This is a genomic window from Thermosynechococcus sp. PKX95 (assembly GCF_031583295.1).
GTDB lineage: Bacteria > Cyanobacteriota > Cyanobacteriia > Thermosynechococcales > Thermosynechococcaceae > Thermosynechococcus.
Window position 1 is genome coordinate 1,118,846 of sequence record NZ_CP134171.1, and the last position, 20,644, is coordinate 1,139,489.

Below are 20,644 nucleotides of genomic sequence, written 5' to 3' on the forward strand. Positions count from 1 at the left end.
ACGCCTGTTGTTTTGCAAATAATTTAAGGATTGGATGGAACACCAAAACCTCAGCGATTTACTGCGGCAAGAGGCAGCTAAACAGCGTCAAGCGCCCAGCAAGCGGAGTCGACACCAGCCCACCAAGGCAGAACTAGAGCAAGAACTGGCCGCCCTCAAAGCAGCGTTAGCAGCGGCAGAAGCTGAGAAAACCGCTCACAGTACCCAGATAGAGCAACTGCAACAGGAAGTGCAAACGTGGCGCGATCGCGCCCAAGCCCTCGAAACTGAGCTTCAGAACCTCCAAACCCGCCATCAGACCCTAGAAGCCGAATTTGAAGAGGCCAAAGAAGTCATTCGCCAACTCACGGCGCCTCAGCCCTACCGCTTTGAGGATGTGGGATTTAAACCCCTTGTTAATGAAGTTCCCATCCCCAATCCCAATGCCTCTCCCCTTGGGGATGCGGAAATTGGTTGGTTTGATTAGGGATTGCCCAAGGGATTGGCAGACTCTTTGAGAAGATTAAAAAAATGTAAAGGCAGATAAATCAATTATTAAAATTCCCGCAGCGGTAGTCTAATGTACATTTCACAAATCTGTATTAGCCTTAAGTTAAGTGATTGCCGATTCCTTCAGAGCTACAGGTTGCATGAATAATTCCGCCACGCCCAACGGTCATCCTGTTCATTCAGTTTCCCACACCAACCCTACTGCCAACGACGAACACTGCGATTTGTATATCGAGAGCGATCGCACAGGGATGACCGTGCAAACCCTGAAGCGCGCCTTTGTTGATAACCTGCACTACATCCAGGGCAAGGATGCCATGTTTGCCACGCCCTACGATTACTTCATGGCACTGGCCTACACGGTGCGCGATCGCCTGCTGCATCGACGGATTAAAACCGCCCAAACCTATTTTGAGCAGGATGCCAAGGTGGTCTATTACCTGTCGGCAGAGTTTCTCATTGGTCGCTTGCTCCTGAATAATCTGATTAACGTCGGCCTCTATGAGCAAACCAAACAGGCCATGACCGACTTTGGCTTAGATCTCAATGAACTCATGGATCGCGAACCTGAACCAGGCTTAGGGAATGGCGGCCTAGGACGGTTGGCGGCTTGTTTCCTCGACTCCTTAGCCACCCTCGAAATTCCCGCCGTTGGCTACGGCATTCGCTACGAGTATGGGATTTTCGAGCAAATCATCACCAATGGCTGGCAGCACGAAGTCCCCGACAACTGGCTGCGCTTTGGCAACCCTTGGGAGATTGCCCGCCCCGACTACAATGTCGAAGTTAAGTTTGGCGGCCACACCGAAGCCTACACCGATGTCCAAGGGCACTACCGCGTGCGCTGGATTCCCAGTACCACCGTCTTGGGCACCCCCTACGATACACCAATTCCAGGCTATGGCAAAAATACGGTGAATACGCTCCGTCTGTGGAGTGCCCGCGCTGCTCAGGATTTTAATTTACAGGTCTTCAACGCCGGCGACTACACCCAAGCGGTCTCGGAAAAAACCTTTAGTGAGAATATCTCGAAGGTTCTTTACCCCAACGACAACACTCCCCAAGGCAAGGAGCTGCGCCTGCGGCAACAGTATTTCTTTGTCTCCTGTTCGTTGCAGGACATTATTCGCCTTTACCTGCGGCGGCACACCAGCTTTGATGCCTTCCCCGACAAAGTAGCCATTCAGCTCAATGATACCCACCCCGCCATTGGGGTGGCTGAACTGATGCGATTGCTGGTGGATGAGTACCAACTCCCGTGGGAAAAAGCGTGGGACATTACCCAGCGCACTTTTGCCTACACCAACCATACCCTGCTGGCGGAAGCCCTTGAACGCTGGTCGGTGGAACTTTTTGCGCAACTACTGCCGCGCCACCTTGAAATTATTTACGAGATTAACTACCGCTTCCTCAACGAGATTCGCCAACGCTATCCCGGCAACATTGCCCGCTTAGCACGCATGTCCTTGATTGAGGAAGGTCATCCCAAGCAGGTGCGCATGGCGCATTTGGCCTGTGTCGGCAGCCATACGGTCAACGGGGTCGCCGAACTGCACACAGAGCTGATCAAGCAGGAGCTGATGCGGGACTTCTACGAGATGTACCCCAACAAGTTCCAGAACAAAACCAATGGCATTACCCCCCGCCGTTGGCTATTGATGAGTAATCCCCGCTTGGCCAGCCTGATTACCGAAACACTGAAGAGCGATCGCTGGATTACCCACCTTGAAGACCTGCGCGGCCTAGAACCCTACGCCACGGATCCCGCCTTTCAGGCCAAGTGGCAGCAAATCAAGCAAGCCAACAAAGAACGCCTAGCGGAGTACATTTGGCGCCACAACCAGATTGAGGTGGATCCCTATTCCCTGTTTGACATTCAAGTGAAGCGGATCCATGAGTACAAGCGGCAGCACTTGGCGGTGCTCCACATTATTACCCTCTACGAACAAATCAAGGCCAACCCCAGCATTGACATTCAGCCGCGCACATTTATTTTTGGCGGCAAGGCAGCCCCCGGCTACTTCATGGCCAAGATGATCATCAAGCTGATCAATGCGGTGGGGGATATGGTCAACCATGATCGGGATGTCAATGGCCGTCTGCGGGTCGTGTTCCTCAGTAACTATTCCGTTTCCCTTGGGGAAATGACCTATCCTGCGGCTGATCTTTCAGAGCAGATCTCCACCGCTGGTAAGGAGGCCTCCGGCACCGGCAACATGAAATTTGCCCTCAATGGTGCCCTGACGATTGGTACTCTGGATGGGGCAAATGTGGAAATTCGCCAAGAGGTGGGGGCAGAGAACTTCTTCCTCTTTGGTCTGACGGCGCAAGAGGTAATGAGCCTGAAAGCTGAGGGCTACAATCCCTGCGAGTACTACAACAGCAACCCAATGCTCAAGAAAGTGATTGACAGCCTGATTTCCGACTACTTCAATCCACGTGAGCCGGGGCTATTTGAACCGATTGTCAGTTCCCTGCTCAACGAAGATCCCTATATGCTGTTGGCGGACTACCAATCCTATGTGGACTGTCAGCAACGGGTTGCCCAAGCCTTCCGCGAGAAGAGCCACTGGACACAGATGTCTATTCTTAATGTGGCGCGCATGGGCAAATTCTCTAGCGATCGCACGATTGCGGAGTACTGCAAAGACATCTGGCACGTCAAACCCGTCCCCGTTTCCCTAGATACCTGTCGGCCCGCTTTTCGCCCCAGCCGCATCAGTCAAGCCAGTAGTCTTTAGGTGACTGCCCCTTTTGCTCTACACTAGGGCAAGTCTCAAGCAGGGAAACGACATGAATGGCGGGAATCGGCGCAGCTCTACGGGTGTTTCAAAGTCGCAAAATGGCAGCACTGCTCTTGCTGGGCTTTTCCTCAGGGTTGCCCCTGTTTCTCACCAGCCGAACACTGCAAGCATGGATGACCGTTGAGGGCATTGACTTGACCGCTATTGGTCTCTTTAGCCTCGTGGGGTTGCCCTACTCATTGAAGTTTCTCTGGTCTCCCTTACTGGATCGCTATACGATTCCCTTTTTGGGACGGCGGCGGGGCTGGTTACTGCTCATTCAGGTGCTCCTCTTGGGGGCGATCGCCCTAATGGCGGTACAGGATCCCAGTACGAGCCTACGGCTATTGGCAGTGAATGCCTTCGCCATTGCCTTTTTGAGCGCCAGCCAAGATATTGCGGTGGATGCCTATCGTGCCGATGTCCTAGAACCCCTTGAAATGGGGGCGGGTGCAGGTATTTACGTCCTTGGCTATCGCATTGCGCTCTTGGTCACGGGTTCCCTAGCCCTGATTCTTGCCGATCAACTGCCTTGGCCCGTGGTTTACGTCCTGATGGCGCTGCTGATGCTCGTGGGCATGGTCACGACCCTTTGGGCACCGGAACCCGAAGTCCATCCCCCGGCTCCTCCTTCATTGGCACAAGCAGTGATTCGCCCCTTCCTTGATTTTTTCCAGCGCTACGGCTGGGGAACAGGGCTGATTATTCTGCTCTTTATCTGCCTCTACCGCTTGGGGGATGCGCTCACAGGGAACATGATGACCCCTTTCCTGTTGCAGCAGGGCTTTAGCCAAACCCAAATTGGTGCGGTGCAAGGGGGTGTCGGGCTGATTGCCACGATTGTTGGTGCCCTTGCCGGCGGGGCGGCCATCAGTCAAATCGGTATTCACCGTGCTCTTTGGATCATGGGGGGATTGCAAGCTTCTAGCAATGTCTCCTACTTTGTTTTGGCCAATGCCGGTGCCAATCCAACGGTGATGGTGGCCGCCATTAGTATTGATAACTTCTGTGCCGGACTGGCGATCGCTGCTCTGACGGCTCTTTTAATGAGCCTCTGCAACCCTCAATTTAGCGCAACGCAGTATGCCCTGCTCTCTAGCCTTTTTGCCTTTAGTCGAGACGTGCTAGCAGCCCCTGCGGGCAAAGCGGCAGAGATCATGGGGTGGCCGCTCTTTTTTCTCTTTACAATTGGCGCTGCCTTACCCGCACTTCTCCTCCTGCCGTTTTTTGCCCCTTGGCAAGCGAAGCCGGCCTTTCCCCGCCCCGGCAGTGATGACTGAAAATACTTAAAAATACTTAATGTAGTTGTCCCCAGCAAATCCGACAATGACGACGCTGATTCCCGTTCCCCTTGGTGAGCACGCCTACCGAATTACCATTGGTGCCAACACACGGCGGCAGTTGCCTGCACTGTTGGCCGAATATACGCCCTTGACGCCGAAAGCCCCTGCCCTCATCGTTTCCAATCCGCAAATTTGGCGGCACTACGGCACGGATGTGCAAGAGGCATTAACGCAAGCGGGCTGGCAAGTCACCCCTTGTATTCTCCCAGCAGGGGAACGCTACAAAACCCTCAGAACCGTTGAAAAGATTTATGATGCTGCCCTGAGTCAGCGTTTAGAGCGGGGTTCTACGCTCTTTGCCCTTGGTGGTGGCGTCATTGGCGACATGACGGGCTTTGCGGCGGCGACTTGGCTGCGGGGGATTGCCGTGGTTCAGATTCCCACCAGTCTCTTGGCGATGGTGGATGCGGCGATTGGTGGGAAAACAGGGGTGAACCATCCCCAAGGCAAAAATCTCATTGGAGCCTTTCATCAACCTCGTCTTGTGGTCATTGATCCCGATGTTTTGGCAACCCTGCCCCCCAGAGAATTCCGGGCTGGTATGGCAGAGGTGATTAAGTATGGTGTGATTTGGGATACTGAGCTGTTTGATTTGTTGAGTCAGCTGCCGCGTTTGGATCGCATGGCTGCTGTGCCTGCTGAGCAGTTGCTTCAAATCCTACAGCGTTCCTGCCAAGCGAAGGTGGATGTGGTTAGCAAGGATGAGCGCGAAACCGGACTGCGGGCCATTTTGAATTACGGGCACACCATTGGCCATGCCCTTGAAAGTATGGGCAACTATCGCCTTTTGAATCACGGCGAGGCTGTGGCCATTGGCATGATTGCCGCTGGGGAACTGGCGGTGGCCTTGGGGTACTGGTCAGCAGAAGCCGCCGCTGCCCAACGGGCATTGATTCTCAAGGCAAAGTTGCCGACCACAATCCCGGCTTACTTTGATGTGGAGGGACTGCTGGCACTCCTAGAGCATGACAAGAAGGTTCAGGCGCAACAGGTGCGATTTATTCTCCCCACCGCCATTGGCCATGTGGACATTTTTGATCAGGTACCGACCGACTTGATTCGGGAGACACTCCATCGCCTCCAAGCCTAGCTAGGGGGCGCCGTATCTAGCAGCGCTTTTTTGGTTGCTTTCAGTTCTTGCCAAAGGCGTTTAATTTGCTCATAGGCTTCCTGAGGGGAAAGCTTGCCACTGTTTTCGAGACTGGAAATGTAGCTCACTCGGGTCGCAAACTCCTGTAAGTTGGCATCAAATAAAAAGTTTTCGGGTGTAAACTCACCGTGGTAACGGCTGTAGGGATGTAAAAATTCGTATTTATTCATTGCTTACCTATCCTTTTTCTCAGGGGTTAACCTATTCTTAACTTCATTTTAACCATTTTCTCTCGGATAACTGTAGCTGCCGCAACAAAACAGTGATCTTGCTGGGGGCAAAACGGCGCTTTGTTAACAACTATGGGCAAAAGATTAAGCATTATTAACTTTGATTGATCAAATAAAGGAGACTTATCACACTACATATACGAGAGTGATCCCTTGCGATCGCCAGATATCAATGCTGTGATTTAGGAAATGGATAAATGATGCACGGACTCTCCTTGGCTCCCCGTTATCGCTTAGATGATGTTGATCCTTGGCTTCTGGGAATTGATCCCAGCCGTCATTACTGGCTGCAAGTCAATGGGGATCCCCAGCAGCGGGTGGCCATTCCGGGGGTCTGTGTCCAGAGCATCTCGGAACTACGGGAGATTATGGAGGCGGTGCGATCACTCCTACCGGGGCAGCAGTTGCAAATTCAGCGAGCAGCCACCTGTTTAGAAATTCACTGCGTGGCTGAAAATCTCTTGGCGATCGCCCACCCTGTTGCCGGTGCCCCTGTTTGGCATCTCTTTGATCGCGAAACCCTCGAAAGTTTAGTGATGAGTGCCCATCCCCACTGGCAATGTCGGCCTGAGGATGTGGAATTGGGGCGGCAGCAATTGTGGCAGTCGTTTCAGTTACCAGTGGCCGCTTGAGCCGTGTCAAGGGCCTCACTGATCCGCCGCAGCACACCATTGATAAAGCGATGACTACCTTGGTCGCTGTAGCGTTTGGCCAGTTCGATCGCCTCGTTGATGGCCACTGGCTTGGCCACGTCAAGATAGCGCATCTCTGCGACGGCCATTTCAATAATGGCGCGATCTAAGTGCGTCAGTCGCTCCAGTTGCCAATCCACCATTGAGCGATTCACCAGTTCTTGAATCTCCGTTTGGTGTCGCTGCAAACTGCGCAGTAGGGCGATCGCGTAGGCTTGAACTTCCTCTTGATGGGCAAAGTAGAGAATTTCGGGTAAATCGAGGGCAGCACCTATTTTGTTCAAGCCCTTTTCCGCCCGATTGAGGGCATCTTGAAGCACCATCTGTGCCTTTTCGAGGTGGGGCAACTGAAACTCGCTATGGTTGAGCAGTCGCTGACTTTCACTAAGTTCAGTGCCGGCCTGTTCGAGGGTATCGCGCACATCACTCGCCAGCGTCCGTACCGCCATCAGGATCAAGCTGCGGCAGTCACTTTCATCGAGCAGTTTCGGTTGGCGTAACACTTGAGCGGCACTGAGCAACGCCAATTCACGGGCAACACGACGAGCAGTAATCATGGGTAAATCCTCAAAAACGAGTTCTTAACGCAACGACGCAGGGGCGGGGGGCAGGGTCGAGGTCGGAACTGATCCCGGTGTAACAATCCCCCCGGAAATAATCAGCTTAAAGGCATCCTCGATCGAAATATCCAAATCTCGCACATCCCGCTCACTGGCAATCACATACCAACCGGTGGTGGGGTTAGGCGACGAGGGGATAAATAGACTCAACATTGGCTCGGAAAAGACCGTTTGCAATGAACCATTAATCGTGCCAGTGACAAAGGCCACGGCCCACAGACCCGACCGCGGGTATTCTACGAGCACCACTCGGCGAAAGCGATCGCGCGAGTCCCGCAGAATTGTCTCTAGGAGTTGTTGCAGCACCTTATAAATGGTGCCCGCCAAAGGGATGCGCTTGAGAATGCTCTCACCTGTGTTCAACAGCCACTGGCCAAAGATATTGCGTGCCATCAAGCCAATGAGCAAGATCCCTGTTAAGGGCACCAAAATCCCCACCGCCACATTGAGCAGATCCACCAACAGGGGGTGCCATGTTTTGAAGGGGTTCACCTGCTTAGGAATACGGGTGAGGAGATCCAAGACCCAACTGGAGACAGAAATCGATAGCCAAATCGTTGTTGCCAGCGGGATCACCACCAGCAGACCAGCAATGAGATCATTTTTAATTGCTTGTTGGAGTCGGTGCAACACAGATACTCGCACGAGCAGACTTCTGTTTCTAGCTTAGCGGTTGCTGCCACTGCGGTCACGGTGAAAGGCCAAACTGCTGTAGAGCATGAAGGCGGCATCCCAAGGACTGTCTTCACGGCGAAAGAGGTTAATGTGGGGGGGAATTTTACTCAGGAGTTCGCTAAAGTCCAAAGCAGTTTCAGCAAAACTGGTAAAGTCTTGCCACACGGGGCGATCGCCACAGTGCTGCTGCCACAGACTCGATAACTGCCGCCACTTCACCCATGAGGTATTTTGATCCAACTCCAGATCACTCTGGATCACCTCTGCCACTTGATTGAGGGGAATCCCTTGGTGAAACTGGTAACCGCCGCGATAAAAGCGCAGGATTTGATTTTGCTGAAACAGGTGAAGATCACAGCACTGGGCATGATCCTGAATTTGTTCTTTACGGGTGACTTTTCCTTGGCGATCGCGATCGAACACTTGCTCAAAAATCGGCAGCAATCCCTCCACGCGCTGGCTGACCTGTGACCAAGTAAACGTTAACTCCACTGGCTCTGGCGAGAGCGAACTGGTACACACCACACGCGGCTGTGGCTCCAAGGCTGCAAAATAACGCACCTGCAAGACGGGTGTGGCTGTCAGTGCCTCAAAGGGGACACAAAAGAGGGTAAACCCCTGCTGTTTCAGTTCTTGGCAATAGACGGTGAGTTCCGCAAAATTGCCCGTGCGGATCAAACGCCAGCCCCGCGACGGAATCAACAGTCGCGCCGTGTAGGGGTCAATCTTAAACATGGTGGCCAAAAGACGGGCAAGGATCGTCCGCTGCTCAGAGCCAGCCACCCCCTCCAAAACCAGAAGGCCTTGCTGCTCGACTCCCACCACGGCATGGGTTGCTAAAATCGCCTGTTGCCGCTGCTGTTGGCGAATTTGCTCAATTTTTTCAAGGCCGCGCCGAGCCATTTGCGTCAGCTTGGGGCCACAGTTCAGCCGCAGTAATTGGCGAAAGTCTGACTCCGCCTCCTCTAGCCGCTCTGTCTTGAGATAGAGTTGACCTCGGCACAGGAGGACACGGGGGTCCTCAGGAGGCAAGGTGGCCAGCAATTTTTCTGCCTGTTGGAAATTTCCTTGATCCAGTGCTGTCAAAACCTCAGTCAGCATGGCCAGCGCCCCCAACGGTTTTTTCTATTTTAGGCAACGCGCCCTAACCACCAAATAAGCTGCCGAGGAAGCCCTCTAGACCGCCTTTGCCCATACGCTCGCCGCGAATCTTGGCCAATTTCTCCAGCAGTTCTCGCTCTTCATGGGTGATATGGGTGGGAATTTCGACATCAACGGTAATGAGGTGATCGCCCCGCGCCACGGGATTGCCCACACGGGGGACGCCTCGGCCTTCTAGGATTAACACCGTACCGGGTTGGGTGCCTGCGGGAATCTTCAGTTCTGCTTCGCCATCCACGGTACTCACGGGAATCCGACAGCCAAGAATCGCTTGCAGGTAGCTAATTTTAATCCGTGATAGGATGTTGTTGCCTTCGCGCTGAAACTCAGGATCGGGTTCGACAAACAGATACACATAGAGATCGCCGGGAGGGCCTCCGCGCAGACCGGCATCTCCTTCCCCTGAGACCCGCAGCCGGGTGCCATTGTCCACCCCCGCAGGAATCGTAATTTTCAATTTTTTGCTGACTTGGATGTGGCCTTGGCCGCCGCAGGCCTCACAGCGAGATTCAATCACTTCCCCCGAACCGCCACAGGTCGGACAGGTGGTCAATTGGGTAAAACTGCCGAAGGGAGTGCGTGCCGATCGCCGCACTTGACCGATGCCACCACAGGTACTACAAGTGACTGGCCGTGTGCCGGGTTTGGCCCCTGTGCCTTGACAGGTTTTACAGGTTTCCAAATGATTAATGCGAATTTCTTTCTCACCGCCAAACACCGCTTCGCGAAACTCGAGTTTGAGGTCATAGCGCAGATCTTCACCGCGGGTTGGCCCCTGCGACCGCCGCCCACTGCTGGTAAATCCACCAAATCCACCCCCAAAGAAGGTTTCAAAAATATCGGCGAAGCCGCCCATGTCACCAATGCCAAAGTCACTGAAGCCAGCAGCCCCGACGCCACTGACCCCGGCTTCACCAAAGCGATCGTAGTTGGCTCGCGCTTGGGGATCCGAGAGCACCTCGTAGGCGCGGTTGATTTCCTTGAACTTTTCTTCAGCGCCCGGTTCTTTGTTGACATCGGGGTGATACTTGCGAGCCAAGCGCCGATAGGCTCGTTTTAATTCTTCAGCATCCGCAGAGCGTGAGACACCTAAGATCTCATAGAAATCACGAGCCATAGCCACCGTTACCTAAATTAATCAACCGCTTCATAATCTGAAACAACTGTTTCTTCATTATCGCTGATTATTGTGGCATCACTATCTAAAACTTGAGTGGCTTGGGAACTAATCGTAGCACCCCCCATTGTCGGGGTTGAGGTCATCATGGAACCGCCTGCGGTTTGTTGATAGACCACCGTTCCCAAGGTCACCAAGGCCTGCTGCAGGGCTTCCATCCGCTTGCGAATTTCATCGGGGGTAATATTGTCATCCACCATTGCTGCCTGCATACTCTGAACCACCGGCTCAATCCGTGCCCGTAGATCGGGAGTTAATGTGATGCCATGGTTTTTGATGGTTGATTCATAGCTGTACAGCAGGGCATCGGCTTGGTTGCGCAGTTCGGCAATCTCTTTCTTGATTTGGTCGGCTTGGGCATAAATCGTTGCCTCTTGGCGCATGCGCTCGATTTCCATACTGCTGAGGCCACCGCGATTGGTAATGCGCACACTTTGTTGGCGACCGGTGGCGCGATCGACGGCAGACACACTCAGGATACCGTTGGCATCAATATCAAACGTGACATCAATTTGCGGCACGCCGCGAGGGGCAGGGGCAATGCCCGTGAGCTCAAAGCAGGCCAGTTGTTTATTGTCTTTTGCCATCGGGCGCTCCCCTTGATAGACAGCAATTTCCACGACCGTTTGGCCATCGGTAGCGGTGGAAAAGGTCTGCGTCTTACTGGTGGGGAGGGTGGTATTACGTTCGATGATTTTGGTAAAGACACCGCCAAGGGTTTCCAACCCCAGAGACAGCGGGGTGACATCTAGGAGCAGGAGATCTTTGACCGTTGTTTCCTTGCCCAGAATGCCGCCTTGAATGGCTGCCCCTACGGCAACGGCTTCATCAGGATTAACGGAGCGATCGGGAGTTTTGCCACAGAATTCCTTCACCAACTGCTGAATGGCAGGAATACGGGTTGAGCCACCGACAAGTAACACCCGATCAATCTCTTGAACCGTCAAACCGGCATCGGCGATCGCCTGCTGCATGGGTTCGAGGGTGGCCTGAACCAAGTGGGCGCAGAGTTCCTCAAACTTACTGCGGGTGAGTTCCATTTCAAGGTGCTTAGGCCCTGTTTCATCAGCCGTAATGAAGGGCAGGTTAATGGAAGTGCTCAGGGTGCCCGATAACTCCACCTTGGCTTTTTCAGCCGCTTCGCGGAGGCGTTGCAGTGCCATTTTATCTTTCGAGAGATCGATCCCCTCCTGCTCCCTAAAACAGGCCAAGAGCCAATCAAGAATACATTCGTCAAAATTATCGCCCCCTAGGTGGTTATTCCCCGCTGTGGAGCGCACCTCAAAGACGCCATCCCCCAGTTGCAGAATCGAGACATCAAAGGTGCCCCCGCCCAAGTCAAAAACCAAAATGGTTTGATCTTGATCCTGCTTGTCGATGCCGTAGGCCAAGGAGGCCGCCGTTGGCTCGTTGATAATGCGCATTACCTCAAGGCCAGCGATCGCCCCCGCATCTTTGGTGGCTTGGCGTTGCGCATCACTAAAATAGGCTGGCACAGTAATGACGGCTTGGGTCACGGGTTCCCCCAGATAGGCTTCCGCATCCTGCTTCAGCTTTTGCAGGATCATGGCAGAAATTTCTTGGGGGGTATAGGTGCGATCGCGAATCTGCACATCCACCATGCCATCGCGACCCGGCACACAGGTATAGGGCACGCGCCCCCGTTCTTCAGCGGTTTCCTCCCAGCGGCGACCAATAAACCGCTTGATACTGAAAATCGTGTTCTCGGCATTGGTGACAGCTTGCCGTTTCGCCAGTTGACCCACCAACCGTTCGCCCGATTTGCCAAAGGCAACAATACTGGGGGTGGTGCGCCCACCCTCGGCACTGGGGATCACGACAGGATTCCCCCCTTCTAAGACTGCCACACAACTATTTGTGGTTCCAAGGTCGATGCCAATGACTTTACCCATAGCCGTAATCGCCGTTTCCAAAAATGCGTTGTCAGGAGGAGACTGCTTGCAAAAAAGTCTTACTCTTTAGGCTAGAATGCCGCAATGATGATGCTATCGTAACACCTGAATTCAGGGCAAAACGGTTTACCAATCATCTTAGGCAACTGGAACAGGGTTGACCACAGGCTTACTCGCGAATCAGCGCCACTGCCACACGGTTGTTTCCCTGATCCGTCATGCTTACCCGAATATTGGGGCCAAAGAATGTCTGCATCTTGGCTTGCTTCGATTGCCACACCTCAAGGGGAACCGCCGGGGAGTCAAATTCTAAAATTAATGTATAAGCACCGTCTGTTAAGGTCTCGGCGATCGCCACCAAGACAGGACGCTCGGCATCCGAGGGACTCAGACCTAAACTGGCCAATGTGCTATCTAAGTGTGCTTCTTGACCGTAACGATAACGGGTGACATCCTTACGGATTTGCGTTTGGGTGGGGGTTGCTTGGGCACGGCCAGCGATCGCCTCTGGGGTTGGGGCTTCACGATAGGGTACCGGTTTGAGTTCTGCCGCTTTGAGTGCCAAGCCGCCTAAGAGCAGGGGCACACCGTAGAAAAAGCCCGCTAGATTCAAGGTGGCATTCCCTGTGGCATAGGCCACCACTCCCACCACCGTCAGCAGTGAACCGACAATTAACCCCAACGTTCCCAGCGATACAGACCCCAACATGACCCTTTAACCCCTAGCGGTAGTTCGTAAATTGTAATGGCACGGGGTAATCCTCAGTTTTCAGGCGCTGGATCACTGCTTGTAGATCATCCTTTGATTTGGCACTGACCCGTACCACATCCCCTTGGATCGCGGCTTGCACCTTCTTAAATTCATTGCGGATAAGCTTGCTAATCTCTTTGGCTAGTTCTGAATTGATCCCGCGCCGCAATTTGATCAACTGTTTGACCCGTTGACCACCCGCTGCTTCCACAGGCCCATAGTCAAAAATTTTCAGAGACAACTGCCGCTTCGCCGCCTTCTGTTGCAGAATCGTTTGCACTGAATTGAGCGTAAATTCACTATCGGTGTGAATTGTCAGTCCCTCTTTTGTCAGTTCAAGGGTGGTCTGGGTATCCTTGAGGTCATAGCGGGCTTTGATCTCTCGCTCCGTTTGATCCACTGCATTGACCAGCTCTTGCCAGTCAAAATCACTCACAATATCAAAGGAAAATGTGCTTGCCATGCCTAGGGTTTTTGGGGATTCACTTGACCAATTACCTTTAATTTACCGTCATCAGTGACCTGCCAAATGTCATAGACCCCGACAACATCGCCATTTTCATCAATATCGACATTGCCACTGGCGCCTTGATAGTTGATTTCTTTGCCTTCCCGCAGTAAAGCCAGTCCCTTGCACACATCATCCACTTCTTCCCCCGGTGCGTTGGCCACATCGCGCAATTTGCTGCGAATCCCTTCACCCGTATTTTGTCCTGCGGCCTGTGCAGCTAGTACAAGGAGCGCGGCGGCATCCCAAGTCTGAGCACCAAAGGCCGGCAGATCGCTCCCTTTTTTAGCACGCCACAGTTCTCGCAGGCGACTCAGGGCTTGACCATCGGCGCCGGGAACGGTTCCCTTGGCACCGGCAATAATGTATTTGCCATCGGGAGTACGGCCCACTTGCTCAGGGAAACTTTCGGACTTGACGCCATCGGTGAGGAGAATGGCCACGTTTTGGGTGAGACCTTGCTCAAAGGCGGATTTCAGGAGCAGGCTACCCGTTTCCGGATACAAAATAGCCACCACCGCATCGGGGTTCCCGCTAAAAGCGGCAGCGGCTTCTGTTGTGAAGGTGGTTGCCCGCTCATCATAACGGGTGGGGCGGTCTTCATTGATCACGGTTCCCCCTAGGGCTTTGAAAGCGCGGGTAAATTCCTGCTCAAAGCTGCGGCCATAGTCATTGTTGATCACCACGGTGGCGACTCGTTGATACCCCTGTTCTTTGGCCAGTTGGGCAAGGGCTTGGGCTTGGTAATTGTCGGGGGGAGCAGTGCGTGCCCAATAGCCGTTAAAGTCTCCTTTCTTGGCGCGTTCAGTCAGGAGTGTACTCGTACTGCCGGGGGAAATTAGCATCACTTGACCGCGGGTGGCAATATCGGCGGCGGCATTGGAGACACTACTGCCAAAAGAACCAACGACTCCGGCAACTCGGTCAATCTCCACCAACTTCGTCATCGCTTCTGCCCCAGAGGCAGGATTGGATTGATCATCAGCAGCAATAAGCGTGACGGGCTGGCCATTAACACCACCACAGGCATTCACTGTTTCCACCAGCAGGGGGACAACTTCAGCTATAGGGGTTCCCACCGAGGCTAAGTCGCCGGTTGAGGGCAACAATGAGCCAATCCGCAGCCCCTCACCCGTTGGGGTTGTGGTGGTGGTGTCCGCCTCGCAGGCGCCAATGGTAAAGAGGAGGAGTAATCCTGCAAAAATCTTGGCAGCTGCCCATCCGCTTGACGGCTTCTGACCCATAGCTATACACCCTCACAATTTGTCAGCATGCTACTGCAACTGCGGGAATCTTGCAATGCGCAGAGAGGATACCTTGCACAAAAAAAGGGGCATTCCCACATCAACAGCCCCTTTACATCCAATGCTCTGTGGATGAGTTTTCCTAGGTAGAGGGACGAACTTGCCGCGCCATATTCAAGAAGGCAGCCATATTAGCCCCCGGACGACGCCGCGCAAAACGGGTGTAGGGAACACTGGGGGTGACAGGGGTGGGGGTGGGTTCTGCGGGAGCTGTGGCAACGGGGGTGGGTGCGGCGGCAACGGGTTGAGCGGGTTGAGGAGCAGGAGCAGGTTCAGGGGTCGGGGCAGGTTCTGCCGCTTTAGTAGGGGTTGGCGGTGCAGCAGGGGCAGCCGTGCTCTTATCTAATTCAATGTAAAACTCGCCCTTTTTGCCCAAACCAAAGAGTTTCGCGATTGCCCCCAATAGGCCAAAAATCGCACCAAAGAGTTTCTTCAACAGATTCATCTCAAAGCCTCCCAAGCGGTCGTTGTGAGTAAGGTAGCAGAGGAGACAGCCCCAAGTCAGCATCCTGAAGCTGTTGAGACTTTATTATCGGACGCTCGGTGGCGCCAATCAACCTGAGAGTGCCGGTAACTCAATATGGAAAGTCTGAGAGGGCATATGTTACATTTTTCAAAGTAAAGCAGCGGTTTCGCAGGACTAATCACTGTTATGAACAAAGTTTACGACTGGTTTGAGGAACGCCTCGAAATTCAGGCGATCGCTGACGACATCACCAGCAAGTATGTGCCGCCCCACGTAAACATTTTTTACTGTCTGGGTGGCATTACCCTCACCTGTTTTTTAATCCAATTTGCCACGGGCTTTGCCATGACGTTTTACTACAAACCGACGGTGGCTGAAGCCTTTGCCTCTGTGCAGTACATCATGAATGAGGTCAACTTTGGCTGGTTGATCCGCTCCATTCACAAGTGGTCGGCCAGCATGATGGTCTTGATGATGATTCTGCATGTCTTCCGCGTCTATCTTACCGGTGGCTTCAAGAAACCCCGCGAACTTACTTGGGTGACGGGTGTGGTCTTGGCGGTGATTACCGTCAGCTTTGGGGTCACGGGCTACTCCCTGCCTTGGGATCAAGTGGGCTACTGGGCGGTCAAAATCGTTTCCGGTATCCCTGCGGCGATTCCCGTGGTGGGCGATCAACTGGTGGAACTAATGCGCGGTGGTGAAAGTGTCGGTCAAGCCACACTCACTCGCTTCTATAGCTTGCACACCTTTGTGCTGCCGTGGTCGATCGCCGTCTTTATGCTGATGCACTTCCTGATGATTCGTAAGCAGGGCATTTCGGGTCCCCTGTAAGCCAAGCATCAAGAAATGTAACAGAGCCTGCTCTTTTCGGCGGTTCCACTTGTTATGCTCCAAGTAATCTCCCCCCTTGCTGACCCTCTAGGAGAACGATTCATTTATGGCAAAAGTTTTGAAAAAGCCTGATTTAACGAATCCGGCGCTGCGGGCAAAACTGAAAAAAGGCATGGGCCACAACTACTATGGCGAACCCGCTTGGCCCAATGACCTGCTCTATATCTTCCCCGTGGTGATTATGGGCACGATCGCCCTTGTGATCGGTCTAGCGGTGATGGATCCTGCCATGGTCGGTGAGCCAGCGGATCCCTTTGCCACCCCCTTGGAAATTTTGCCGGAGTGGTACCTCTATCCCACCTTCCAGATTTTCCGGGTGGTGCCCAACAAGCTGCTGGGGGTGCTCATGAATGCCTCCATTCCCTTGGGCTTGATGCTGATTCCTTTCATTGAAAGTGTCAACAAGTTCCAGAATCCTTTCCGTCGTCCTGTGGCCATGACAGTCTTCCTCTTTGGCACATTGGTGACGCTATGGCTGGGGATTGGTGCTGCTTTCCCCTTGGATAAGTCGCTGACTCTCGGCCTGTTCTAGACATCTTAAGAAAACACCTCATTTGCTTGCGCATCTGGCGATCGCTGGGTGCGCTTTTTAGTTGGGATTTTGCGAGTCAGTTTTTTCAATAAAGGGCCGAATTTCGTTCAAATCAATGTAGCGATCGGTGGCATTGCGCAGCTCACGGGCAATCATGCCTTCGGTGGAAACAACCGTAATGTGGGTGTTTTTGGAGCGCAGGAGTTCGATCGCCCGCTCAAAATCGCCATCGCCACTAAAGAGAACGACGCGATCGTACTGACCGACGGTGTTGAACATATCAATCACAATTTCAATGTCTAAATTGGCCTTTTGGTAATACTTGCCTAGGGTCTCGTCGTAATATTCCTTCAACAGTTTTGTGCGCACCGTATAGCCAAGGTTAATGAGGGCATCGCGAAATGAACGCTGATCTTGCATGTCCTTGAGGCCGGTGTACCAAAAGGCATTCACCAATACAATGTTGGGATCACGGGTGAAGAATTCGAGAACACGACGGGGATCAAAAAACCAGCCATTTTTCTGCTGGGCATAGAACATATTATTCCCATCGATAAAAATTGAGAGCCGTTCTTGATGGGGAAGCATAATTAGGGAGAACCTATAGATCAGTGATGTATGTGTAATAGAAGAACCGTTGATAGAAGTTTGAATAGGCGATGGATTTTATACATTCTATAGGAGAGAATTTGACAGGATTCAAGGGAGCAAGAGCTAGTCCTTCAACAGGTAACAAGATAAAAAGAAGGTAAAAAGAAATATACGATAAGTTTTGCGATCGCTCGTAATCAGAAAAGTAAAAGTTCGCTAATGGTTCAGTGGGAACACTTTTAAGAAAAAGAAAAAATTTATTAATGCTTTTTAACCACTGCAATCTATTTTAACCACTGCAATCTATTTTAATGGAACTGCATAGCGGATGCTATAGTTTTTTCCTTGGCGATCGCCCCTTAAACACCAAAAAAGGGGGCAGTGCCCCCAATCCTTCATGTTTTTCACTGCGTTTAATACAGGGCACGTACCGGCGGAGCTGGCATCACCGCTGGGGGGGGTGGGGGGGCAAAGAAGGGTTGTTGCGGCGGTGGCAGCGGCGACTCCACCATCAAATTGCAGGGAAAGGGCGTACCGTACATCGAGGTACAGAAGGGACTATCAAGATCACGGGTGCGCACAGGGGGTTGATTGCTTTGCTGATACCACGCATCCGTAGAAACGTAGTTGATCCGCCGTGCCCGATTCACAATGTCATTATCCCGATAGGTGGGAAGCCCAAACGTAAAGGCCGCGTCGCCAGCGATCGAATCATCTTGCCAGTACCCCTGACTGCCATCAATACGATCAAAAGCCTGCGGCAAGGTGGGCTGACTGACAGGAAATTGTTGGGGATTGATGGGTTGGCGGCGGCTTTGGGCAGTTGCCGGAGCGACCACCGCTGCCAACATTGCCACGCACACCAGCGGCACAAATTTCATGCCCATAGGTTCATCTCCATAAGCGTTTTACACTTCGGCAACAGTGATAGGCCTAAAGGGTCTTAGGCATCCTAGGATTTCTTGCTTAAAATTATTCTAAATTCACTCCTCTTGCTGTTCCCAGAAGACTGTGCCGCTTTTTGCAACGCTGAGACTTCTCATCAAGGCTTAAGCCAGTGCAATGCCGGATGCCGATTTAGATCTCATACAGGCCGCCCTACAACAATACTGGGGCTATTCTGAGTTGCGATCGCCTCAAGCAGAGGTGATGACGGCACTCTTACAACGGCGGGATGCCTTAATTGTCCTCCCTACCGGAGCGGGCAAAAGTCTCTGTTTTCAATTGCCAGCAGTGCTTCAGGGCGGATTGACGCTGGTGATCTCGCCGCTGCTTGCCCTCATGGAAAATCAGATCACTGAATTGCGGCAACGGGGTCTTGCGGCAGCGGCCTATCATAGTGAACTGCCCAGCCGCCAACGCCGCCAGATTCTCTCGCACCTAACCCACTACCGCCTGCTGTATCTTTCGCCAGAGTCCCTATTTTCCACCCCCCTTTGGCAGTGCCTCTGTGCAGCACCGATTCAACTCAATGGCTTGATTGTGGATGAAGCCCATTGCCTCGTACAGTGGGGCGATCGCTTTCGACCCGTTTATCGTCGCTTGGGAACGGTGCGGCCTGCCCTGCGCCAATGTAAACCGCTGCACCCCCGGCTGGCGATCGCTGCTTTTACTGCTACCGCCGATCCCAATGCCCAACGCACCCTCATTGAGGTTTTAGGTCTAGAGCAGCCTGTGCAGATCATTCACAGCCCCTATCGTGCCAATCTCCATTTAGCCGTACGCTCTGTGTGGAGTCGGGGGTATCGCCGCCATTGTCTCCAGCAATTTCTCAAGCAGCAGGGCAGAACCTCAGGCTTGATCTATGCCCGCACTCGCCGCGACTGTGAAACCTTGGCCACTTGGCTTCAGGAGCAGGGGTACCGCACCACCGCTTACCATGGCGGACTGCCGGCAGCACAGCGACGCCAAATTGAGAGCGATTGGTTGCAGGATAAGCTACCCTTTGTGGTCTGTACCAATGCCTTTGGTATGGGGGTGAATAAACCCAATGTGCGTTGGATTTGCCACTATCAGCCACCCCTGCAACTCGGTGAATACCTCCAAGAGGTGGGACGCGCTGGGCGAGACGGCCAACCAGCACAGGCACTGGCCTTGGTGAGCGATCGCTGGGGTTTAGATCGCGAAGATCAACAGCGTTGGCACTTTTTTCAGCGCCAAAGTCAAGATACTTACAATCGCGCCATGGCACTTCAGACGCATCTGCCCCTCAGGGGTAATCTTCCGCAACTGCGACAACACTTTCCTGAGGTGGAACTGACCCTAGCATTACTGCATCAACAGGGGGCACTCCGCTGGCAAGACCCTTTTCACTATTGCCGTCAACCCTTAGCACAGGTGCCACCGCCGCCCAAAGACACTCAAGAACAGTTGATGCAAGAGTTTCTCTATCACCGCGGCTGCCGCTGGCAGTTTCTCCTCCAAGCCTTTGGTTTTGCCACTGAGGCAGGGGGATTGCGTTGTGGCCATTGCGATCGCTGTCGGCCTGCGAACCGTACCTGTAAAATACCGTGAATTCACAGATTGGTATCACTGGGACTTTGTGTACACTGGCACATAGAACGGTAGGTTTACCATCGGTAGGTACAGGTTTCCCAGCAGTCATTCTGTTGCCACAGGGTAGGGGTTGCGGGCATGGGGCTACTACAAGTTGAGCAAATTCGCGAAACACTTCAGGATGTGCTTTCAGAACACGCCGTTGTTGTGCAGGTGAACCAGTTTCGCAACCAATTAAACATTGTTTTGAACAAACCCCCCGGCACCGTTGCCCACTATTCTGCCTTGGTGGGTCTCCTCAAATCCCGCTTGGGACAGTTTCACCTCGACGATATTGCTCGCATTAAAATTATTGGCCGCATTCAAGGTTCGCCTAAACCCGATTGGGAAGAGGTCATTGATCTACGCCCCCCCAACCCAGCCCTAGCTGCCCCTGTGTATGCTTCCTCGGCTCCGTGGGTGGTCGCGATCGCCGCTGGGGTTGTGAGTTTACTAGTGATCTTTAGCTATCATCTCGGTCAGTGGCAGCAACAGCAACGCATGCAGCACTTGATTGGCGGTACCCTTGCGCAACAAGGCGTCACTATGGCCGATTTTAAGTGGCACATCGAGGGCGGTGCACCGTTTATTGTGGGCGTTCTGAAAAACTACAGTGAAGAGCACTTGCGCATGATTCAGGCGGACTTTGAACTTTTTGACAAGGCAGGGCAGCGGGTCGGCGCCGTTTCGGTACAGGTTTATGGCCTTGGCCCTGAGGAAACTTGGCACTTCCGTGAACCCGTGGGCAATCATCAGGCAGTGCGAGCACGACTGGTAAAATTACAGTCATTCCATTAAGTTTTCCCCTAAAAGGGGTAGAGTAAAAACCC

General features: G+C 53.0%; 21 protein-coding genes. 9 read left to right on the plus strand and 12 right to left on the minus strand.

Annotation, left to right across the window (positions count from 1 at the left end; all coding sequences use genetic code 11):
* The first annotated feature begins 34 nt into the window (after nt 1–34).
* From RHH81_RS05160 to aroB, 4 genes are all read left to right on the plus strand, one after another.
* The gene (locus RHH81_RS05160; protein WP_302679035.1) at nt 35–466 is read left to right on the plus strand and encodes a hypothetical protein; all 432 of its coding nucleotides are present in this window, start codon (nt 35–37) and stop codon (nt 464–466) included.
* 163 nt (nt 467–629) lie between these two features.
* Nucleotides 630–3,230, plus strand: coding sequence for a glycogen/starch/alpha-glucan phosphorylase (locus RHH81_RS05165; protein ID WP_206201370.1), 2,601 nt, complete (start codon nt 630–632; stop codon nt 3,228–3,230).
* 56 nt (nt 3,231–3,286) lie between these two features.
* The gene (locus RHH81_RS05170) at nt 3,287–4,552 is read left to right on the plus strand and encodes an AmpG family muropeptide MFS transporter (RefSeq protein ID WP_206201371.1); all 1,266 of its coding nucleotides are present in this window, start codon (nt 3,287–3,289) and stop codon (nt 4,550–4,552) included.
* Nucleotides 4,553–4,598: 46 nt separating this feature from the next.
* Nucleotides 4,599–5,705, plus strand: coding sequence for a 3-dehydroquinate synthase (aroB, locus tag RHH81_RS05175; RefSeq protein ID WP_310743485.1), 1,107 nt, complete (start codon nt 4,599–4,601; stop codon nt 5,703–5,705).
* Here the strand turns inward: aroB and RHH81_RS05180 are convergent.
* Nucleotides 5,702–5,935 carry a hypothetical protein gene (locus RHH81_RS05180; protein WP_206201373.1) on the minus strand — a complete coding sequence of 78 codons (234 nt, stop codon included), beginning with the start codon at nt 5,933–5,935 and terminating at the stop codon, nt 5,702–5,704. The genes aroB and RHH81_RS05180 overlap by 4 nt on opposite strands.
* A 257-nt stretch (nt 5,936–6,192) precedes the next feature.
* On the opposite strand from RHH81_RS05180, the gene RHH81_RS05185 reads away from it, so the two are divergent.
* Complete coding sequence (locus RHH81_RS05185; RefSeq protein ID WP_206201374.1) at nt 6,193–6,627, plus strand: hypothetical protein; 435 nt, start codon at nt 6,193–6,195, stop codon at nt 6,625–6,627.
* Here the strand turns inward: RHH81_RS05185 and nusB are convergent.
* From nusB to RHH81_RS05230, 9 genes are all read right to left on the minus strand, one after another.
* Complete coding sequence (gene nusB / locus RHH81_RS05190) at nt 6,606–7,244, minus strand: transcription antitermination factor NusB (protein WP_206201375.1); 639 nt, start codon at nt 7,242–7,244, stop codon at nt 6,606–6,608. The two genes, RHH81_RS05185 and nusB, sit on opposite strands and share 22 nt — an antisense overlap.
* Before the next feature lie 24 nt (nt 7,245–7,268).
* The gene (locus tag RHH81_RS05195) at nt 7,269–7,940 is read right to left on the minus strand and encodes a DUF502 domain-containing protein (protein ID WP_206201376.1); all 672 of its coding nucleotides are present in this window, start codon (nt 7,938–7,940) and stop codon (nt 7,269–7,271) included.
* Between the two features lie 33 nt (nt 7,941–7,973).
* Nucleotides 7,974–9,083: a M48 family metallopeptidase gene (locus RHH81_RS05200; RefSeq protein WP_302679037.1), complete on the minus strand. Its 1,110-nt coding sequence runs from the start codon at nt 9,081–9,083 to the stop codon at nt 7,974–7,976.
* Between the two features lie 43 nt (nt 9,084–9,126).
* The gene (gene dnaJ, locus RHH81_RS05205; protein WP_310438430.1) at nt 9,127–10,260 is read right to left on the minus strand and encodes a molecular chaperone DnaJ; all 1,134 of its coding nucleotides are present in this window, start codon (nt 10,258–10,260) and stop codon (nt 9,127–9,129) included.
* Between the two features lie 17 nt (nt 10,261–10,277).
* Nucleotides 10,278–12,233 carry a molecular chaperone DnaK gene (gene dnaK / locus RHH81_RS05210; protein WP_206201379.1) on the minus strand — a complete coding sequence of 652 codons (1,956 nt, stop codon included), beginning with the start codon at nt 12,231–12,233 and terminating at the stop codon, nt 10,278–10,280.
* A gap of 169 nt (nt 12,234–12,402) precedes the next feature.
* A complete protein-coding gene (locus tag RHH81_RS05215) occupies nt 12,403–12,942 on the minus strand; it encodes a DUF2854 domain-containing protein (protein WP_206201380.1) in 540 nt (179 codons plus the stop codon).
* 13 nt (nt 12,943–12,955) lie between these two features.
* Complete coding sequence (locus tag RHH81_RS05220; protein ID WP_206201381.1) at nt 12,956–13,447, minus strand: YajQ family cyclic di-GMP-binding protein; 492 nt, start codon at nt 13,445–13,447, stop codon at nt 12,956–12,958.
* Between the two features lie 2 nt (nt 13,448–13,449).
* On the minus strand, nt 13,450–14,736 hold the full coding sequence (locus RHH81_RS05225) for an ABC transporter substrate-binding protein (protein ID WP_206201382.1): 1,287 nt from the start codon (nt 14,734–14,736) through the stop codon (nt 13,450–13,452).
* A 142-nt stretch (nt 14,737–14,878) separates the two neighbouring features.
* A complete protein-coding gene (locus tag RHH81_RS05230) occupies nt 14,879–15,241 on the minus strand; it encodes a hypothetical protein (protein WP_310743486.1) in 363 nt (120 codons plus the stop codon).
* 207 nt (nt 15,242–15,448) lie between these two features.
* Between RHH81_RS05230 and petB the strand changes: the two genes are divergently transcribed.
* Nucleotides 15,449–16,096 (plus strand): cytochrome b6, encoded by a 648-nt coding sequence (gene petB, locus RHH81_RS05235; protein ID WP_011056639.1) that lies wholly within the window; start codon nt 15,449–15,451, stop codon nt 16,094–16,096.
* Nucleotides 16,097–16,202: 106 nt separating this feature from the next.
* Nucleotides 16,203–16,688 carry a cytochrome b6-f complex subunit IV gene (gene petD, locus RHH81_RS05240; protein ID WP_011056640.1) on the plus strand — a complete coding sequence of 162 codons (486 nt, stop codon included), beginning with the start codon at nt 16,203–16,205 and terminating at the stop codon, nt 16,686–16,688.
* Between the two features lie 57 nt (nt 16,689–16,745).
* Here petD and RHH81_RS05245 read toward each other — a convergent pair whose 3' ends face one another.
* Both RHH81_RS05245 and RHH81_RS05250 read right to left on the minus strand, forming a co-directional pair.
* The gene (locus RHH81_RS05245; RefSeq protein ID WP_206201383.1) at nt 16,746–17,276 is read right to left on the minus strand and encodes an NYN domain-containing protein; all 531 of its coding nucleotides are present in this window, start codon (nt 17,274–17,276) and stop codon (nt 16,746–16,748) included.
* A 416-nt stretch (nt 17,277–17,692) separates the two neighbouring features.
* On the minus strand, nt 17,693–18,166 hold the full coding sequence (locus RHH81_RS05250; RefSeq protein WP_206201384.1) for a hypothetical protein: 474 nt from the start codon (nt 18,164–18,166) through the stop codon (nt 17,693–17,695).
* Nucleotides 18,167–18,341: 175 nt separating this feature from the next.
* On the opposite strand from RHH81_RS05250, the gene RHH81_RS05255 reads away from it, so the two are divergent.
* Entirely contained in the window at nt 18,342–19,793 is a 1,452-nt protein-coding gene (locus RHH81_RS05255; RefSeq protein WP_206201385.1) for an ATP-dependent DNA helicase RecQ, read from the plus strand.
* 120 nt (nt 19,794–19,913) lie between these two features.
* Nucleotides 19,914–20,612 (plus strand): FxLYD domain-containing protein, encoded by a 699-nt coding sequence (locus RHH81_RS05260; protein ID WP_206201386.1) that lies wholly within the window; start codon nt 19,914–19,916, stop codon nt 20,610–20,612.
* Nucleotides 20,613–20,644: the final 32 nt, after the last annotated feature.